The organism is Micromonospora sp. BQ32 (assembly GCF_059358895.1).
In genome coordinates, this window is record NZ_JCADBI010000001.1 from 705564 (window position 1) to 722457 (window position 16894).

General features: G+C 73.0%; 13 protein-coding genes. 5 read left to right on the plus strand and 8 right to left on the minus strand.

Going from position 1 to position 16894, the window contains the following annotated elements; all coding sequences use genetic code 11:
- Positions 1-2: 2 nt before the first annotated feature.
- Together AC5L30_RS03100 and AC5L30_RS03105 are read right to left on the minus strand one after the other, a co-directional pair.
- Positions 3-410: a RidA family protein gene (locus tag AC5L30_RS03100; RefSeq protein WP_350863823.1), complete on the minus strand. Its 408-nt coding sequence runs from the start codon at positions 408-410 to the stop codon at positions 3-5.
- A 32-nt stretch (positions 411-442) separates the two neighbouring features.
- Positions 443-814, minus strand: a complete 372-nt coding sequence (locus AC5L30_RS03105; protein ID WP_494865176.1) for a VOC family protein — start codon at positions 812-814, stop codon at positions 443-445.
- Between the two features lie 88 nt (positions 815-902).
- Here AC5L30_RS03105 and AC5L30_RS03110 point away from each other — a divergent pair, with 88 nt between their 5' ends.
- A complete protein-coding gene (locus AC5L30_RS03110; protein ID WP_494865178.1) occupies positions 903-1748 on the plus strand; it encodes an LLM class flavin-dependent oxidoreductase in 846 nt (281 codons plus the stop codon).
- Between the two features lie 7 nt (positions 1749-1755).
- Here the strand turns inward: AC5L30_RS03110 and AC5L30_RS03115 are convergent, their stop codons facing one another.
- Both AC5L30_RS03115 and AC5L30_RS03120 read right to left on the minus strand, forming a co-directional pair.
- The gene (locus tag AC5L30_RS03115; protein ID WP_494865179.1) at positions 1756-2928 is read right to left on the minus strand and encodes an outer membrane protein assembly factor BamB family protein; all 1173 of its coding nucleotides are present in this window, start codon (positions 2926-2928) and stop codon (positions 1756-1758) included.
- Between the two features lie 30 nt (positions 2929-2958).
- On the minus strand, positions 2959-4662 hold the full coding sequence (locus tag AC5L30_RS03120) for an acyl-CoA dehydrogenase family protein (protein WP_494865181.1): 1704 nt from the start codon (positions 4660-4662) through the stop codon (positions 2959-2961).
- 147 nt (positions 4663-4809) lie between these two features.
- Between AC5L30_RS03120 and AC5L30_RS03125 the strand changes: the two genes are divergently transcribed.
- From AC5L30_RS03125 to AC5L30_RS03135, 3 genes are all read left to right on the plus strand, one after another.
- A complete protein-coding gene (locus tag AC5L30_RS03125; RefSeq protein ID WP_494865183.1) occupies positions 4810-5268 on the plus strand; it encodes an Rv0361 family membrane protein in 459 nt (152 codons plus the stop codon).
- Complete coding sequence (locus tag AC5L30_RS03130; protein WP_494865185.1) at positions 5255-6457, plus strand: low temperature requirement protein A; 1203 nt, start codon at positions 5255-5257, stop codon at positions 6455-6457. Before AC5L30_RS03125 ends, AC5L30_RS03130 begins: the two co-directional genes overlap by 14 nt.
- A 124-nt stretch (positions 6458-6581) precedes the next feature.
- Complete coding sequence (locus tag AC5L30_RS03135; RefSeq protein ID WP_494865186.1) at positions 6582-9689, plus strand: AfsR/SARP family transcriptional regulator; 3108 nt, start codon at positions 6582-6584, stop codon at positions 9687-9689.
- Here AC5L30_RS03135 and AC5L30_RS03140 read toward each other — a convergent pair.
- Positions 9677-10213 (minus strand): calcium-binding protein, encoded by a 537-nt coding sequence (locus tag AC5L30_RS03140; RefSeq protein ID WP_494865188.1) that lies wholly within the window; start codon positions 10211-10213, stop codon positions 9677-9679. The genes AC5L30_RS03135 and AC5L30_RS03140 overlap by 13 nt on opposite strands.
- Positions 10214-10403: 190 nt before the next feature.
- Here AC5L30_RS03140 and AC5L30_RS03145 point away from each other — a divergent pair, with 190 nt between their 5' ends.
- The gene (locus AC5L30_RS03145) at positions 10404-11252 is read left to right on the plus strand and encodes a hypothetical protein (protein ID WP_494865190.1); all 849 of its coding nucleotides are present in this window, start codon (positions 10404-10406) and stop codon (positions 11250-11252) included.
- A gap of 109 nt (positions 11253-11361) precedes the next feature.
- Here AC5L30_RS03145 and AC5L30_RS03150 read toward each other — a convergent pair whose 3' ends face one another.
- From AC5L30_RS03150 to AC5L30_RS03160, 3 genes are read right to left on the minus strand one after another with little or no spacing between them, the layout of a single operon-like run.
- A complete protein-coding gene (locus AC5L30_RS03150) occupies positions 11362-11916 on the minus strand; it encodes a hypothetical protein (protein WP_494865191.1) in 555 nt (184 codons plus the stop codon).
- A 3-nt stretch (positions 11917-11919) separates the two neighbouring features.
- Positions 11920-14949 carry an ATP-binding protein gene (locus tag AC5L30_RS03155; RefSeq protein ID WP_494865192.1) on the minus strand — a complete coding sequence of 1010 codons (3030 nt, stop codon included), beginning with the start codon at positions 14947-14949 and terminating at the stop codon, positions 11920-11922.
- Positions 14946-16847 (minus strand): hypothetical protein, encoded by a 1902-nt coding sequence (locus tag AC5L30_RS03160; RefSeq protein WP_494865194.1) that lies wholly within the window; start codon positions 16845-16847, stop codon positions 14946-14948. The genes AC5L30_RS03155 and AC5L30_RS03160 overlap by 4 nt, the downstream gene beginning before the upstream one ends.
- Positions 16848-16894: the final 47 nt, after the last annotated feature.

A 16894-nucleotide genomic window follows, 5' to 3' on the forward strand; every position in this document is an offset into this window, starting at 1 on the left:
GATCAGTCGAGAACCGCAGTAGCTTCGACCTCGACGAGGAGATCAGGCTCGCCCAGAGCACTGACACCCAGCAGCGTGATGGGCTTGACCAGGTCAACTCCCAGCTTCGCACCCGCCCGAGCGACGCCTTCGCCCAACAGGGGCATCTTGTCGGGCGACCAGTCAACGACGTAGATGGTCAGTTTCGCCACGTCGCCGAAGGACCCTCCGATTTCGGCCAGGGCGGTGCCAATGTTGAGATAGCACTGCTCGACCTGGGCGGCGAGGTCTCCCTCGCCGACTTTGCGCCCTTCGACGTCGCGGGCCACCTGACCGGCGAGGAAGACCAGCTTGGACCCGGTTGCGATCGACAACTGACGGTAGACGTCCGGCTTCGGTAACCCGTCCGGATTGACGAGAGTGATGGCCATGCTGACTCCTTCTGTCGTTGCGCCGGGCCGTCTCAGCTCTGTGGGCGGGGGCAGATGCAGAACGGCTGCCCGATCGGGTCGAGAAGCACTACCCACCGATCACCACCGGGCTGGAAGGCCGGCTTCGACGCGCCCGCGGCGACGAACTTCTCCTCCGCCACCGCCAGGTCGTCGACGTAGAGATCCAGGTGGTAGCGCTTGTCACCGCTCTGATCCGGCCAGCTAGGCGGTCGGTAGCCCTCGACCAGCCCGAAGCCGATGGAGACGCCACCGGAGCTGATCATCGCGTACTCCGGTTGACTGTGGGTGACCTCCCAGCCGAGCGCCTCGTGGTAGAACGCGGCGTGGCCGGCGGGATCGGAACTGTCGAGGTTGACCATCGCGAGGTCGGCAGAAGCTGTCACGCCGGCAGTATGCCGCCGAGGCCCGACAACTCCGGCCCCGCGACACTCGCTGCGGCCTAGTGTCGGGCCCCCGCCCTACGGTCGGCGGATGAGACACGGTCTGGAGATTTCCTGCGGCGGGGCCTCGGTCGCGGTGTCCACCCTGCTCGAGCTGGGTGAGCTGGCCGAACGCGCCGACTGGGACGGCGTGTTCGTGGAGGACTATCTGATCCACTATTCCGGCGACGAGCCGTTCACCTACGACCCATGGCTGGTCCTCGCCGCGATCGCCGGGCGCACCGACCGGGTGCGACTGGGCACCACGGTCACCGCGCTGCCCCGGCGTCGCCCGGCGAAGTTGGCGCGGGAGGTCCTCACCCTCGACCACCTCAGCGCGGGCCGGGCCACCGTGGCGGTCGGTGTCGGCGACCCCGGCGATCGGGGCCTGGCCGCCTTCGGCGAGCAGACCGAGGTGTCTGTGCGGGCCGCGATGCTCGACGAGGGTCTCGACCTGCTGACTGGGCTGCTCAGCGGTGGGCGGGTCAGCCATCAGGGCACCCACTACCGCGCCGACGGGGTGTCGCTGCGGCCTGCGCCGGTGCAGTCACCGCGGGTGCCGGTCTGGGTCGGCGGGAGTACCCAGGCCGGGGCGGTGCGCCGCCGGGCCGCCCGCGCCGACGGCATCGTGCCGTACAAGCTCACCGACACCGACGGGTGGTCCGACTTCACCCCCGACGAGGTACACGACCTGGTGAAGGCCCTGCCATCAACGCGCGCCGACGGTCAGCCGTTCGACGTGGCGGTCGGCGGCCGGCGGCGCCGTCCTGACGAGCGCACTGAACGGGCCTACCTCGGTGAGCTGGCCGCCGCCGGCGCCACCTGGTGGCTGGAGTTCGTCCCGGCCGGCGACCCGGCGACGATGCGCGCAGCCGTTGCCCGCGGCCCCCTGCGCTGACCCGGGGTCAGCGGGCGTCGAGGGGCCAGAGCGTCACGCGGGCCGTGCCGTCGCGGCAGACCAACCCGGCACCGACCCGCCGGCAGTCGGTCAGACCCGCCGGCAGCACCGCGGACACCCGATGACCGTCGCGTCCCACCGTGGCGAGCAGGGAACGCCTGCCATCCGCTGCCATCCCCAGCACCACCAGGGGTTCCGCGGCGACCCGTGGGCCCGCCACCGTGCGCCAGCGCGCCCCGGCCGGCCACGTCCACACCCGTGCCCCGGTGCCCGCGTCGATCGCCCAGCGGCCCTGCTCGTCCTGCCCGCAGATCAGGCCCTGGCAGGGCCGCAGCGTCAGCTCACCCGGCTGCACCGGCGCCCGCCAGCGCGGTGCCAGCCCGGGTAGGTCGTACCCGGTCAGCGCCACCGCGCCGCCGCCCGGGTGGCGCAGCACCAGGTGCGCGCCGACGACCTGGGGGTTGTCCGGGCCGTAGTCGGCTGGCGGAAGCTGACCCCGCCCACGTTCGGTGCCGTCGCGGGCGTCGAGCAGCCGGGCCAGCCCGTCGTCCTGCACCAGCAGCACCCGCCCGGGCCGGCCGGGCAGCGCCCGCAGCACCGCCGTGGAGGGCAGCGGGACCGACCACCGGGTCGCGCCGGTGGCCGGGTCGACGCCGTGCACCGTGCCCTCGACCCGCCGTCCCGGTTCGGAGGCGCTGCGCACCTCGCTCACCGCCACCGCCTCGTCCCCGGCCGCGTACACCCGCTCGGGTCGCCGCCACACCGGCTGGCCGGTACGCATCGACCGCGCGGTGGTCACCCGCGCCCCGCGCGCCTGGTCGCGTTCGACCAGCAGCAGCAGATCACCGACGACCTCGGCGGTCCACCCGGCGGCGGGCGGCACGGTGACCCGCCACCGCGGCGGGCCGTCCGGCGCGGCCGAGTCGTAGGCGCTCAGCGTCGGCGGGTTCGGGTCGGGGTCGACGACCAGCAGCAGCGGCCCTGCGCCGAGCACTGTCGCCCGGGCAGGCACCGCCGGCCCGACCTGGGGCGTCAGGCGCGCGACCGGGGCGGCCCCGCCGAGCAGGACACAGGCCGCCACCAGCACCGCCACCCGCCAACGGCGGGACACCGGCGGGGGTGCCCGGCGCTCGTCCAGGGGTGCGCCCCGGTCGTCACCCAGCTCGATCAACACCGACATGGGCGCCATCCGTCCGCTCGCGCCGGCCGGTCAGCAGAGCAGGTCGAGGTGGTGGTGGGCGTCCTCGGCGATCTCCTCGTGCCGCAGCCAACGGCGCGCCCACAGCCGGGCGGCCAACTCCGACTGCTCGTCCCCCCACCCGGCGTGCTCGACGAGCAACGCGGTGGTCAGCGCGTACGCCAGGCGCAACGCCAGACCGCGGGCGCCCGCGAGCACCCCCGACGCACCCGGGTCGGCGGTCACCGCGGCGATGGTCTGCTCCAACTGCGCGGCGGCGGTGGCCAGGGTGTCGGCCAGCACCGGCGACAGCGGCCGAGCCAGGTCGACGGCGGCGGCCAGCCGGCTCAGCAGCGGCGCACCGGCGTCCTCGCGGGTCAGCGCGCGCAGCACGTCCAGGGCCAGCACGTTGGTGGTGCCCTCCCAGATCGGCAGCACCTGGGCGTCGCGCAGCAGCCGGGGCACGCCGGTGTCCTCTACGTAGCCGGCCCCGCCGAAGCTCTCCACGTACTCGCTGGCGGAGCTGACGGCGAGCCGGCCGGTGGCCAGCTTCGCCAACGGCGCCACAATGCGCAGCTCCGCCGCGGCCTCCGGGTCGGCGCCGACCTCCACCCGCCCGAGCAGGGCGAAGGCGTGCCCAGCGAGGGCGAACGCGCCCGCCGCGTCGACCGCGAGGGTGCCCAGGGTCGCCCGGTGCAGGGGCGAGGACACCAGGGGGCCGCCGGCGACGTGCCGCACCTCGGCGTACGCACGGGCGTAGGCGAGACCCCGCCGCATCCCGCCGGCCGCCGCCGCGGCGTTGTGCACCCGGGTCACCACGACCAGGGTCATCGCCCGGACCAGGCCGGGCACCGCCGGGTCACCCAGCGGAAGGGCGTACGCGTCGCGCAGGCCGATCTCGGCGGTGGGCAACGCCCGGGTGCCGAGCTTGTCCTTGAGGCGGTGCACGGTGACACCCGGCGCGGGTGCGCCCGGCGTCGCGCCGTCGGCCAGCGGTGAGTCGACCGCATACCGGGGCACGAGAAAGGGGGCGAGCACCCGGCTGCCCCGCCCGGCGCCCTCCGGTCGGGCCAGCGCCACCGCCATCGCCGCGTCGGCGGCGGAGCAGAACCACTTCTCCCCGGTCAGCCGCCACGAACCGTCCGCCGCGGGTCGGCCGAGCGTGCTGGAGCGGCCCAGGTCGGAGCCGCCCTGTGACTCGGTCATCCACTGCCCGCTGGTGATCGCCGTGGCCGGGTCCGTGGAGATCAGCCGGGGCAGCCACGCGTCGCGGACCGTCGCGTCGACGTCGGGCATGCTGAGCAGCGCCGCCGCCCCGTCGGCCATCGCCACCGGGCAGGAGAACGTCGCCGACTCCGGCCCGTACAGGTGCAGCAGGGCGTGCTGCACCACCCGTGCGGCGGCACCCCAGGTGCCCCGGGCGTCCGGCAGGTAGGGCAGCGCGACCACGGCGTGTCGGGCGGCGGCGGCGCGCTGCGCCTGCCAGCCGGCGGAGGTGTCGATACGGTCGATCCGCGCGCCCCACGGGTCGTAACGGACCAGCGTCGGCGGATGTGCTTCCGCGTCGGTGTGCGCCGCGCGCAGCGGCCCGGTGACGTCGGCGGCCAGGTCCGCGAGACGACCCTTGGCGGCGGCGTGCCCATCCGGGCCGAGGTGACGCTCCAGCCAGGACCGCAGCAGGCCATCGCCGGCGTACGGGTCGACGGGGGGTGGTACCGGCTGCACGAAGCGGCTCATCGATCGACTCCTGGCACTGCTCGGGGGGTGTGCGCCGACGGTAGACGATGCGAGGCCGCCGCGAACAGGGCACACCCGCCCATCGGGCGCACCCAGTTTCCGACTTGTCGCCCGTCGGTGCGAGCGGGTTCTCTACGGTCGGTAGTCGTGGGTGCGGGCCAGTCGTGGAGCCGACCGGCCCGGCGTCACCGCCCGATGCGTACCGGGTTGGCGTTCGCCGGGTTCGGTGTGGCGCTGTGCTGCGTGGGGGTGGCCGGGTTGGGCGCCTGGAACCTACAGACCGTCCGGCAGGCCGCCGGCCCGATCCGGGAGACCGCCGACGGTTTCCTCAGCGAGGTGACCCTCGGCGACAGCGACCGGGCGTACGAGCGGCTCTGCGAGGACGCGCGCAGCCGGTGGAGCGCGATCGGCTTCACCAGTTGGGTGCGGACACCACCGATGGTCACCGACTACGAGATCACCGACGTGTCGGTCGCCACCCGCAGCGGCCGACCGCACGGCACGGTGACCGTGAAAGTGACCCGCGATGGCGGGCTCAGCGAAGAACGTCGCCTGCCAGTGGTCCGCGAGGACGGAAACTGGCGGGTGTGCGGTGACCCCTTCTGAGCCCTCGGTCGCCGCCCCGGTACGCCCACAGCTGCTGCGACCGCGTGAGGGGGTGCAGCCGACCACCTCCACGGAGCTCTTTTTCGACCTGGTCTTCATCTTCACCATCACCCAGTTGTCGCACTACCTGCTCGCGCACCTGGACTGGCACGGCGCCGCCCGTACCGGCCTGTTGCTGGCGCTGGTGTGGCTCGTCTGGGTCTACACCACCTGGCTGACCAACTGGCTGCAACCGGACCAGGGACCGGTGCGGACGATGCTGATCGGGGTGGGGCTGGGCAGCCTGCTGTTGTCGGCGGCGATCCCGGAGGCGTTCGGCTCGACCGGCCTGCTCTTCGCGCTGGTCTACGTGATCGTGCAGGTCGGCCGCACCCTGTTCGCGTTGTGGGCGGTGCAGGGCAGTCCGTGGTTGGTGGCCGGTTTTCAGCAGTCGCTGCCGTGGATCACCGGGACGTCGGCGCTCGTGGTCCTCGGTGGCCTGGTCGGCGGGACCGCCCGGGACGCGGTGTGGGCGGCGGTGATCGTGATCGAGGTGGTCGGCCTCTCGATCGGCTATCCGCTGCCGCGACGGGGACGCAGCCGACCCGAGCGGTGGATGGTGGAGGGTGGGCACCTGGCCGAACGGTGCGCGGCGTTCGTCCTGATCGCGTTGGGGGAGTCGATCCTGGTCACCGGCAGCACCCTCACGTCGCACGTGGACCTGGTGACGTCCGGGGCGTTCCTGCTGGCGTTCGGCGGTTCGGTGGCGCTGTGGTGGGTGTACTTCGCCCGCTCGGCCCCGGCCGCCACGGAGGTCATCGCCCACGCCGGGGAGCGCACCGGCGCGTTGAGCCGGGTCGCGTTCAACTTCCTGCACCCGATGATCGTCGCCGGTGTCGTGGTCACGTCGGCGGCCGACGAGCGATTGCTGCGGGAGCCGGGCGCACCGGCCACCACGGTCGACGTGCTGCTCACCCTCGGCGGGCCCGCGCTGTTCCTGGCCGGGCACGCCGCCTACAAGGCGCTGTTGTGGCGGACCCTGCCGACCAGCCGGATCGCGGCGGTGGTGGTCCTGCTGGCGTTGATGCCGGTCGCTGTGCTGCTGGGGGCGCCGGTCGCGGTGTGCGCCGCGGCGGCGTTGGCGGTGACGGTCGCCGTGATCCTGACCGACCGGTTCCGGGTGCGGGCCGCCGCCCCGCAGCCGTCCTGACCGTCCGGCCGCATCGGGTCGGTTCTAGGACAACGGGACCGTCTGCGGGCCGACGGATGGTTAGCGTGGGTCACCGGCCCTCCGGGTGACCTTCCGCAGTGCTCGGACGAGCGGAGGCGACCCGATGACGACCGCGCAGCAGACCTGGCCACAGCGGTGGTTGGTGCTGGTCGCCGCCGCCGGCTACGGCAAGACCACCGCCCTGGAGACCATCGGCGGAGACGGCCCGACAACCTGTCACCGGGCGACCGACCTGATCGAGGCGGCCCCACACGCCACCTGCCCACCGGCGAAAACGCAGCCCCCGGAACGGGTCGCGGTGGACGAGGTGTCCGCGCTCACCCAGGACGACCAACTGACCCTGGTTCGCCTGTTGGCCGCGCTGCCCGGTCAGCCTGCGGTCACGCTGGCGGCCCGGCACCCGCTGGCGGCCGCGACGCTGAACGCCTGCGCCGTACCCGTCGTCGAGCGCGGGCCGGAAACCCTCGCCCTCGGCCGGGACGCGGTCGCCCGAATCCTGCGCGACGAGCACGCAGTGCCCGACAGCGACCTGGCCTACCTGGTGTACGAGCTGACCGCAGGCTGGCCGGCGTGGGTGCACCTCGCCGGTGACGCCCTCGGCCGGCAGGGCGTCGGCCGGCGGGAGCTGCTCGCGGCCCTGACCGAGCCGGGCACCGCCGGCGGGCACTTCGCCCGCGACGAGATCCTCGCCGACCTGCCCCCGCCGGTGGCGCGGCTGCTCGGTCGCGTCCACGACCTCGACCCGATCAGCGCGCCGCTGTGCGCGGCCGTCGACGCTCACGCCACGGCCGAGGCCACCGCAGAGGCGTTGCGCTGGGCGACCCGCACCGGGCTGCTGGTCGCCCACCCCCGCCGGCACCCCGGGCGCACGCCGCCGACGTTGCACCTGGTCCCGGTGCTCGCCGAGGTGCTGGCGCAGCAACCGGGCCGGCCCGAAGCCGCAGAACGCCGTCGGCTGAACGCCGCCGCCGACTGGTACCTCGCCAACGCGTACCCGCTGGCGGCGGCCCGAGCCCTGCACGACGCGGGCGACACCGGCCGGTGCGCCGACCTGATCATTCGCCACGGCGGGGAGATGCTCGCCGCCGGCGGGGCGCCGGAGGTCACCGACCTGGTCACCGCGTTACCGCAGGCCGAACAGAGCCCCGACATCCGGCTGATCCACGGCGAGGCGCTGCGAATGTCCGGCTCGGTCACCCAGGCGGCACGGGTCTTCGCCCCGCTGCTGGCACAGGCGGACCGGGACCGCCGCTGGCCGGCACGGGTGCTCTGGCGGGCGGCGATGGTGCCGTACCTGCGTGCCGACTACGCCGGCGCCCTGGCCGTGCTCGACCTGGTCGGTACACACCCGACAGTCACCCCACCCGGCCCCGACGACGTGCTGGTGCTGGCCTGCCGCGCCAGCACCCTCGCCCAGCTCGGCCAGGTCGAGGAGGCCACCGCCACCGGGACCAGGGCGCTCGCCGCGGCGCAGCAACTCAACGAGGACGGCCCGTTGGCGGCGGCGCACATCGCGGCGGCACTGACCTCGTCCGGCACCCGCCGCGACGGGCACCTCGCCGAGGCCCTGGCGGCGGCGGAACGTGCGGGCGACCTGGTCCAGCAGGCGCGGGTCCTGGTCAACCAGGCGCACTGCCTGCTGCGGGAGGCCCGTTACCCGTCGGCGCTGGCCACCGCCGTGCGGGCCGTCCGCGCGGCGGAACTCGCCGGCCCGCCGGGTGTGCTGGTGACCGCGCTGCACAACGCCGGTGAGGCGCTGCTGCGGCTGGGGCGCTACGACGAGGCGACGCTGCACTTCAGCCGGTCCACCTCGGTCTCGCAACGGCTGGGGCTGCGCCGGGCAGCGGCCGGCGTCTACGGGATCGCCGAGGTCAGTCGCCGCCTCGGCCGGCGGGAGGAGGCGTTGGCGGCCTTCGCCGAGGCGGTGGAGCTGGCCCGCGACGTGGAAGACCTTCAGGTGCTCATTCCGGCGCTGGTGGGCCTGGCTCGGCTGCGGTGCGAGGGCGTGGGCGCCGACCTCACGGCCGCCCGCGCCGCCGCCGACGAGGCGCACCGTCTGGCGCCGGCGTACCTGCTCTCGTCCGCGCTGGTCGCGACGGGCTGGGTGGCGTACGCCGGGGGTGATCTGGGGTTGGCTCGGCGGCGGGCGGCCGAAGCGGTCGGCGCGGCCCGGGCCGGTCGGCAGTCCGACGCGTTGGCCGAGGCGTTGGAGCTCACCGCCGCGGTCGCCGCCGAGCCGGCCGCGAGCCGCGTCGCGTTGCTGGAGGCCGCGGAGATCTGGCAGGCGGCGGGCGCTGGTCCTGCCGCCGAGCAGACCGTCGTCCTGCTCGGCCGCGTCCCGGGTGCCGACGGCGCACAGCGGTCGGCGGCGCAGGTGGCCGCCGACCGGTTGGTGGCGCTCGGGGTCGAGACGGTCGACGGGCGGCAGTTGCCCGAGACCTCCGGCGGGAGCGGTGCCGTCGAGGTGCGGGTGCTCGGGCGCTTCGAGGTCACCGTCGGTGGGCGGGAGGTGCCGCTGCCGGCGTGGCGGTCCCGACAGGCCCGTACGCTGCTGAAGATCCTCGTCGCCCGGCGTGGCCGTGCCATCGGGCGAGCGGAACTGCGTGAGCTGTTGTGGCCCGACGACGAGCCGAGGCGCACCGCGCACCGCCTGTCGGTGCTGCTGTCCGCCGTGCGCGCCGTGCTCGACCCGCCCCGCCGGTGGCCCGTCGACCGGTACGTCCGCGCCGACCTGACCGGCGTCCGCGTCGACCTGACCCGGGTGGTCGTCGATGCGGAGCGCCTCCTCACCGACGTGCCACGGGCCGAGCGCCTCGCCCGCGACGGTGACCCGGCGCGGGCCCGCGAGCTGCTCGCCGAGGTGGACGCCGCCTACCAGGGGGACGCCTTCGCCGACGAGCCGTACGAGGACTGGGCCGACGGGCTGCGGGAACAGACCCGCTCGGTGTGGTTGCGGGCGCTGCGTGAACTCGCCCGCCTGTACCGGCGCGACGGACACGCCGACCGGGCCGCCACCACTCTGGTCCGACTGCTCGACGCCGACTCCTACGACGAGTGGGCGCACCGCGCGCTGGTCGCGACGCTGGTCGGCGCCGGCCGGCACGGGGAGGCCCGCCGGGCGTTCGACCGGTGGTCCGGGGCGATGCGTGCGATCGACGCACCGCCCCCGGACCCGGGTCTGCTGCGCAGACGGGCCGGTCAGCAGCTGTAGAGGTTTTCGTTGCCCGCGGCGGTCTGCACGTACGAGTAGAAGATTGCGCCGGGGTCGGGCTCGTCGTCCTCCGCGCAGGTGTCCACCCCGGGTCCACCGTCGAGGCTGTCACCGCCGGTGCCACCCGTGACGGTGTCGCCCGCCACCCCGATCAGCAGGTCGGCGCCGTGGGCGCCGGAGAGGACGTCGTTGCCGTCGAGACCGGCGAGCAGGTCGCCGCCGGCGCCGCCGGCGATGAAGTCCCCGCAACCCTCACCGAAGATGGTGTCGTCACCACCGCCGCCGTGGATCGTGTCGACGCCACCGCCGCCGTAGATGGTGTCGTCGCCACCGAGCCCGTAGATCTCGTCGGGTCCGCCACCGCCGTAGATGATGTCGTCCCCGTCGGTGCCCATGATCGGGTCGCCGTCGGTGGTGGCGCACGGGTTCGCGTTCGGGTCGGCGTGCGCCGCGCCGCCGCCGACCAGACCGGCGCTGAGCAGTAGGGCAGCCAGTACCGCCGCCACCGACGCTCGGGTACGCATGATGGAACCTCCTGTTCGTGGGCCCCGTCCGGAGCCCGGCGACGCCACGATGACGTCGCGCGCAGGGTCGCAGCCGCACGTCATCGTGGCGTCAGTACGACGCGCTGCTGACGCCCTCCTGACGACCGTGCGGAGCCTGATCCCACAGCCGTCGTCGACCGTCGACGAGGCAGTGCGGAGGGAAGATCCAATGAAGCGGAAACTGGCTGGTCTGGTAGTGCTGACCGGCATGGCGGCGGCCACGACGCTGCTCGCACCGGCGACCCCGGCGCAGGCGTCGGTCGGCCTGTACCGGGTCGCCGCCACCAGCGTCCTGGACGCGACGAACGCCAAGACGATGGCCATCTCGTGCAACGGTGTCGACCAGGTGGTCGGTGCCGGCGGGCGCATCAACGACGGTCAGGGTGACGTCCTGATGACCCGCGTGTACGCCGACGCGACCCTGCACACGGTGACCGTGCTGGGCGTGGAGGCCAACGCCACAAACGTGCCCTGGTCGGTGGACGCGTTCGCGGTCTGCGCACCGGCCGGGGCGGTGGCGGGCCTGCAACTGGTCACCACCACGTCGACGAACAACGCCCTGGACAAGGTGGGCATCACCGCCGTCTGCCCGGCGGGCAAGAAGACCTTCGGCGGCGGGTACCGGATCGACAACGCCAACGCCGCAGTGGCGATCGACGAGTTGGCGTTCACATCGGCGCTCGGCTCGGTGTCGAGCACGGCGTACGTGTTCGGCGCGCCGGGCAACTTCACCCTGCAAACCCAGGCGTTCTGCGCCAACCCGCTGCCGGCGATGGCGTTGACCGAGGCGACGAGCGCATTCAACGCGAACGCGCCAAAGTCGGCGACCACGCCGGCCTGCGCGGCGGGGTCGCAGACCGCGGGGGTCGGTGCGGTGCTGACCGGGCTCACCGGGGCCGGTTCGGTGGCGACCCTGCTGCCCAGGGCGACACTGGACAGCGCGGACGCCACCGGCCGCGAGATCATCGCGTTCGCCGCGGGGTGGAACGTCAGGGCGCAGCAGGTGTGCGTCGGTTGATCGAAGCGGGCCGGCCGGCCGTCCTCGACCAGGGGGCGGCCGGCCGGCACGGTCGGCTCACGCCCCGCTGTCAGCTGCCTCACCAAGGTGCCGGGGGAGTGCAGCCAGCTCACTGGTCGTCGACGGCGTCCGGGCGCAGCCCTTCTGCCGGCGGCCGGTCCACCGTCGGTGACGGGGTCGCCGGTCGCTCGCCCTCCCGGTCCGGTGGCAGTTGCTCCTGGTCGATATCCCGGTTGGGCTCCTCCACCGCATCCTCGCGGTTCTTTCTCTTCTTGGCATCCGACGCTGCTGCTTCGACGGTGTCCGTGGCCGTCGTCGCGGTCCGTGCGGCGTCCGGCAGCCTGTCGTCCGTCTTCTGCCAGCCGAGGATGCTGGCCGCCGAGACCACGACTGCCCCGGCGGTAGCCGCCGCGACCTCGCCCGCCCGCTGCGCGCCGGCCTGTAGCCGCTCCCGCAGCGACGCCTCGTCGGTCGCCGCCCGTTCCTCGGCCGGGTCCAGCGTCTCCGCCCGAGTGTCCGGACCTTCGGCGTCCGTCTCGTCGCCCGACTCGGGCGACCGTTCCACCCGGTCGCGATCCTCGCTCAGCTCGGTGTTCTCGGAGCGTCGCGTGTCGTCGTCTGGGCTTTCTGCCGTGTGCTGCGGGTCATCCCAGCGTGGACTCATCTGTCACACCCTTCTGTCGTAACGGCCGCTCGCGAGGAGCCGCATCGGCCATCGGCAGGCGGCGAAATGGGTGTCGACGGCTTCGGCGAGCCGGTCGGGCCAGGATGGGCTGTCGTACCCGACCCCGACAGCCGTCTCGATGACCGACGGCGTGCGGGACCCGAAGGCCACGATCCGGCAGGCTGCGCCGTCCCGCTGGTCGATCTCGAACAACTTCGAGACGACGGCGAACTGTTCGGCGACCGTACGGCCGGTGATCTCCACGCCGTACCGCCGCGCCCATTCGTTACTTCGCGTGGAGCCTCCGGCTCGGTCTGCCGCTGCGGCCACCTCGGCTCGCAGGTCGGCACACAGCGTCGCCCATCGGTACCGGTGTGCCAGGAAGTCCGGCTCCTGCTCCGCGCAGTGCCCGCCGCCGAACGCCGTCCAGTGCAGCGAGTCGACGACGTGCTTCACCAACTCGTCCGGGTCGCACCGGCTCGACAGGTGCGCGGACCGGGCGGCGACCGCACCGTCGACCGCGTGCGAGAGGGCGCATTCGCGCAGCCGTACCGGCATCATGTGCAGGATCTGGATCAATTCCGCGCGAATGGCCGGCGTGGGCCAGCCGGTGAGGTGCCCCAGTACCGCCAGGTCGGCCCAGAGCCCCAACCAGGGCAGATCCGCCAACAGCAGGTGCGCCCGGCGCATGTCCCGCAGGGTGCAGGGCTGGGCCAGGCATGTGGCGCCACAGCTGGTGCTGCGCCGGCCAATGATCTGCGACGGGTCGGCGGTGGCGGCAGGTGCGGCTGTCTCGCGAGCGGTGCCGTCCGGCACGCGGACAAGCACCGGGTGGTCCATGCCGTCGGTGAAGACGGCGCCGACACCGGGCGGCAGCGTGACGACGAACTCCGACTGACGTTGGGTGAGGTTGACCGTCGCTCCGACGACGTCCCGGTCGTCACGAGCGGGCAACCTGTGCATGACCTTCACGGCGGTGTTCTTGATGACGTCCGGGGCGAGCTTCTCCGGGATCTGCTCGGCGATCACCAGGCCCTCCCCGTACGCGCGGATCTCCGCCAGCAAGCCGGCGAACAGCTCCACCGCGTGCGCGGCCGGGCCCTGGTGGCCGGTGTGCCGCAGGAGCCGGTGCGCCTCCTCGACGACGCACAGGTGTCGCAGGGTCACCCCGGTGGGGTGACCTTCCCGGCGTTCCCGCATCCGCAGGTACTCGGTCAGCTGGATGAGCAGGGCCCCCATGAGGAACGCCTTGTCCCGGTCGTCGCCGACGTCCTCGATCTCGACGACGACGTTCGAGTCCAGCAGGCGCGCGAGGTCGATGGGGTGGCCACCCTCGAAAAAGCTTCCGGTCGTACCTAGCCGCAGGCTTGCCAACCTGACCCGGATGAACCCGCGGACATTGTCGGCGACCTCGCGGCCGTATCCGATCTGGTCCACCACCTCCTCCGCCACCTGTTGCAGATCGCCCAGGGTCGGATAACGCGGCCGGTGCCCGGGTAGCCGCGGCTCGCCCAGGGCCAGGTCCCACCCGAGCTGTTCATACGAACGGGCCAGGGCCGCGGCGAGTACCTGGGGGAAGGGCTCGTCCGCGTCGAAGGCGGCAAGGAACAGGGCCCGGACGAGGTCGGCGTGGGTCTGCAGCGGGAACCCGGGCACCGGTTGCAGGGGATTGAACCCGGCGGGCGGCGCCGTTGCCTCGCCGGGGCGGACCACGACGACACTCGCGCGCGGCAGCCGGTTGGCCATCCGCCGGTACTCGGCTTTCGCCGGCTCGATCACCAGCCAGGGCAGCCCCGCCTCGGCGGCCTGCTCGAGCAGGTGTCGTACGGTCTGCGACTTGCCGGCCCCGGTCGCCCCGCAGACGAAGGTGTGCCGGTTCAGGCTGGTCAGCGGCACCCGCAACTGATCGCCCACGTTCCCGTGTCGGTCGAGCACGTCACCGATCGCTATCGACTCAGCATGGACCCGACGTGGCCCCCGATCCGTCGCGGCGTCGGTCACCGTAGCTACGGCCGAGGGTTGCCGGACCTCGACGGTGATGGTCTCCGGGGTGACGTCGAACTCCGATCGCACGGTCAGGCGGACTCCGGGTGCTTCCTCCGTCGGAGGAACCGCCAGCGCGGCGACCAGCGACGAGCTGCCGAGAAACCAGCCACTCGGGGCGGCGGGCGGCTGCCCCGGGGACCGTGCCGGTTCGCCGGTCAGGGTGGCCAGTTCGGTGCGCCCGAGCAGGTCGGTCAGGACGCCGGAGGCTCGGGTGGGCGCCAGGGCGTAGGGCAGACCGTGCAGGTCGACCGACGCGCTGAGCAGCCCCGCCACTGCCGCGGCGGCCGCCGGCGTCGTACCTGCGGCCAACAGGTTGATCCGCCACCACCCGAGCGTCTCGGCCGCAGCCAGCTCCCGGTGCCGACGTTCGAGTCGCAAAGCGCGTACCGCCTGGGTGGGCGAGGAGCCGCGGGCCCTGGCGTCGCGTTCCTGAACGGCGAGCTGCCGGGCCTGCGCCGCGACCTCGTCGGCGGGGACCGGGTCGGCGAGCAGCAGCCAGGCGAAGGCCCCCGGCCAGACGCCGAGCAGGCAGTCGTCGAGCCGGGGGCGCAGGTCGGTGGCCGCATCCCGGCCGTCCCGCTCCTCGACCAAGCCCTCGGTCATCCCGGCGATCCGCGTCCAGCAGGGCAGCGCGTCGAGCATCGCGGTCAAGCCTCCGGCGGGGTAGGCAAGGCCGACAGCGCCAGCGAAGAGGCTGGTTCGGTGCCGGCCGGCAGCGCCCGCGACGTCGACACCGCCGCCGGTGAAGACGTGCACCCCGCTCTGTGCGTGCGGCCGGCACCAGCCGACGGCGAGGTGGCCGCCACCCCCGCTCACGGCAGCCGCGTGGTACGCCGCGACGACGGCGGCCAGCCGCTGCCGGCGTCCCGGATCACCGCGTACCTGGTCCACCTGTGGGGGCAGCCGAGGCAGTTCCACGATCCGGTACGCCGTCAGGTGGTCGAGCCAGCCCCGTACGTCCCACCGCGGGTCAGTGGGAGACGTCACCGCCAGTCCTCCGGGTAGTGATCCTCGCTCCACTCGGACTCGTCGTCGGCGTAACCACGGGGCGACTGTCCCGGTATGCCCGGGTTGCCGGATGGATGGATCGGCACCTGCGACGGGTCCGGGAGAGGTAGATCCGGCAGTGGCCCGGTGGTGACCCCAGGGAGGGAGACGATGTCGGGGTTGCACTCCACACTGCGTACCGACAGTCTCCCGGTGCCCTGCGTGACCTCGATCAACGCGTAGTCCGGCAGATCCTGGAGAGTGCGCGGCTCGACCACGTACTCGTACGCCCGTTGCTCGCTCGCCGACTCGTTCCAGTTCACGCTGTCGGCGACCGTCCTGGTGTGGGTCCAGTTCCGGCCGACGCTGACGCGCTTCTGCCAGAGGGCACCACTGGTCTGGTCGGAGAATCCGACGCTGGTGCCCTGGGAGTGTGTCTCGCTGCCGCCGAGCGTACGGGTGAGCTGGCTGAGGAGGAACGTGTGGTGCCGGCCGATGAAGTCGGCCGCTCGCGCGGCCTCCTCGTGGTTGCTCAGGCGCATGAACGCGACAACGTCCCCGCCGACGGCGCGGACCGCCGAGTCCCGCAGGTGACGGAACATCAACACCAGTCGGACGTCGCGGCGTACGCACAGGTCGCTCAGCCGCTCGATGTGCCGGTGGCTGAGGTCGTCCGCCCCGGCGATGACCAGCGGGCCGATGAACGGCTCCGGCGAGGTGAGCCGCAGGGCCAACCCCTGCATGACCAGCTCCTTGAGCAACTCCTCCCGGACGTTGTGCGTGCCGGTTTCGTGGACGAGGCAGGTCAGCCCGGGTTTCCCCAGATCGTGTTGGTCCTGTCCCCGGTCGGTCGCGGCGAACAGCTCGCGCAGCGGGTACAGGTGGGATTCGATCCGTCGCAGGTTGGGGTGGGTCTGGCGCCGGAACTCGTCGGAGAAGAGCGAGTCGCTGATGTGCTCCCGCTCAGCCTCGCTCAGCTCGGGGAAGTCGCCCGGCTCGTCGAGCAGGACGCTGACCGCCGCGGCGATCCTGGGGATCGTGACATCCTCGCCGAGCGCCCGGCAGACGGTCGAGAGGATGCGGTCGTCCTGGGCGCGGTCGGCCCGCCGACCGGCGGGGGCATCCCCGTGCATCGCCTCGACGAGGCTGTCGACCAGACCCTGTCCGTCTATCTGGGACAGCAGCGTGGTCTGGCCCACCTGGTCGGGCAGTCGGATGGCGGTGACGCCGACGGAGGTCGCCCTGGCCAGCCAGACCAGTTCGTGACAGGCGGGCTCGCCAGAGAAGTCCAGGAGGGTCATCGCGCCCCTGGTACGCAGCATCGAGGCCCCCATCACGGTCAGCAGCGCCTCCCAGCCCCAGGCGCTGCCGCCGACGATGTCAACCCGGCGGGCCGTGGGCGGCAGGAGCGCGGCCCCCCATTCGAGATAGCCGCTGACCCGCTCCCGCTCGGCGGTGTCAAACTGCTCGCGGCGCTCCTCCCACCAGGCGCACTCGGCCTCGTAGCGCCGCAACTGCCTCTCGCGCTCCCGTACCGGCCCATCCTCGGCGGAGCGGCTGTTGAACCAGCTCAGCAGAGCGCCACCCACCATCACCGCGAGCCCTGTCACGATGATGGCACCGAGGTTGGTGGTCGGCCCATTGCCGAGTATCCCGAGACAGAGGAGGACCACCATGACGCCGAAGCCGATGCCCACCCAGCGCCGCATCCGGTACCACTTGTCCACCTTCGCCGCCGCGGCGTCGAAGAAGACCCCGTCCGGTACGGGTTCGAGAGTCGGGTACGGCTCGGGGAAGTGGTGGCAGTAGAGGTGCCGGTCGCGGAAGATCCAGCCCAGGCGTTCCCCCTCGACGAAGAGGAAGTCCAGGTACTTCGATTCGTCCGGGGAATCGATCATCATTCACCTCGTGTGGTGAAGTGTGGATCGAAGCAGTATCCCGAATC

Excerpts from the sequence above, each read along its gene's own strand:
- AC5L30_RS03100 (WP_350863823.1), bottom strand. The coding sequence starts at position 410 with ATGGCCATCACTCTCGTCAATCCGGACGGGTTACCGAAGCCGGACGTC.
- AC5L30_RS03110 (WP_494865178.1), top strand. The coding sequence starts at position 903 with ATGAGACACGGTCTGGAGATTTCCTGCGGCGGGGCCTCGGTCGCGGTG.
- AC5L30_RS03115 (WP_494865179.1), bottom strand. The coding sequence starts at position 2,928 with ATGTCGGTGTTGATCGAGCTGGGTGACGACCGGGGCGCACCCCTGGAC.
- AC5L30_RS03120 (WP_494865181.1), bottom strand. The coding sequence starts at position 4,662 with ATGAGCCGCTTCGTGCAGCCGGTACCACCCCCCGTCGACCCGTACGCC.
- AC5L30_RS03135 (WP_494865186.1), top strand. The coding sequence starts at position 6,582 with ATGACGACCGCGCAGCAGACCTGGCCACAGCGGTGGTTGGTGCTGGTC.
- AC5L30_RS03140 (WP_494865188.1), bottom strand. The coding sequence starts at position 10,213 with ATGCGTACCCGAGCGTCGGTGGCGGCGGTACTGGCTGCCCTACTGCTC.
- AC5L30_RS03145 (WP_494865190.1), top strand. The coding sequence starts at position 10,404 with ATGAAGCGGAAACTGGCTGGTCTGGTAGTGCTGACCGGCATGGCGGCG.
- AC5L30_RS03150 (WP_494865191.1), bottom strand. The coding sequence starts at position 11,916 with ATGAGTCCACGCTGGGATGACCCGCAGCACACGGCAGAAAGCCCAGAC.
- AC5L30_RS03160 (WP_494865194.1), bottom strand. The coding sequence starts at position 16,847 with ATGATCGATTCCCCGGACGAATCGAAGTACCTGGACTTCCTCTTCGTC.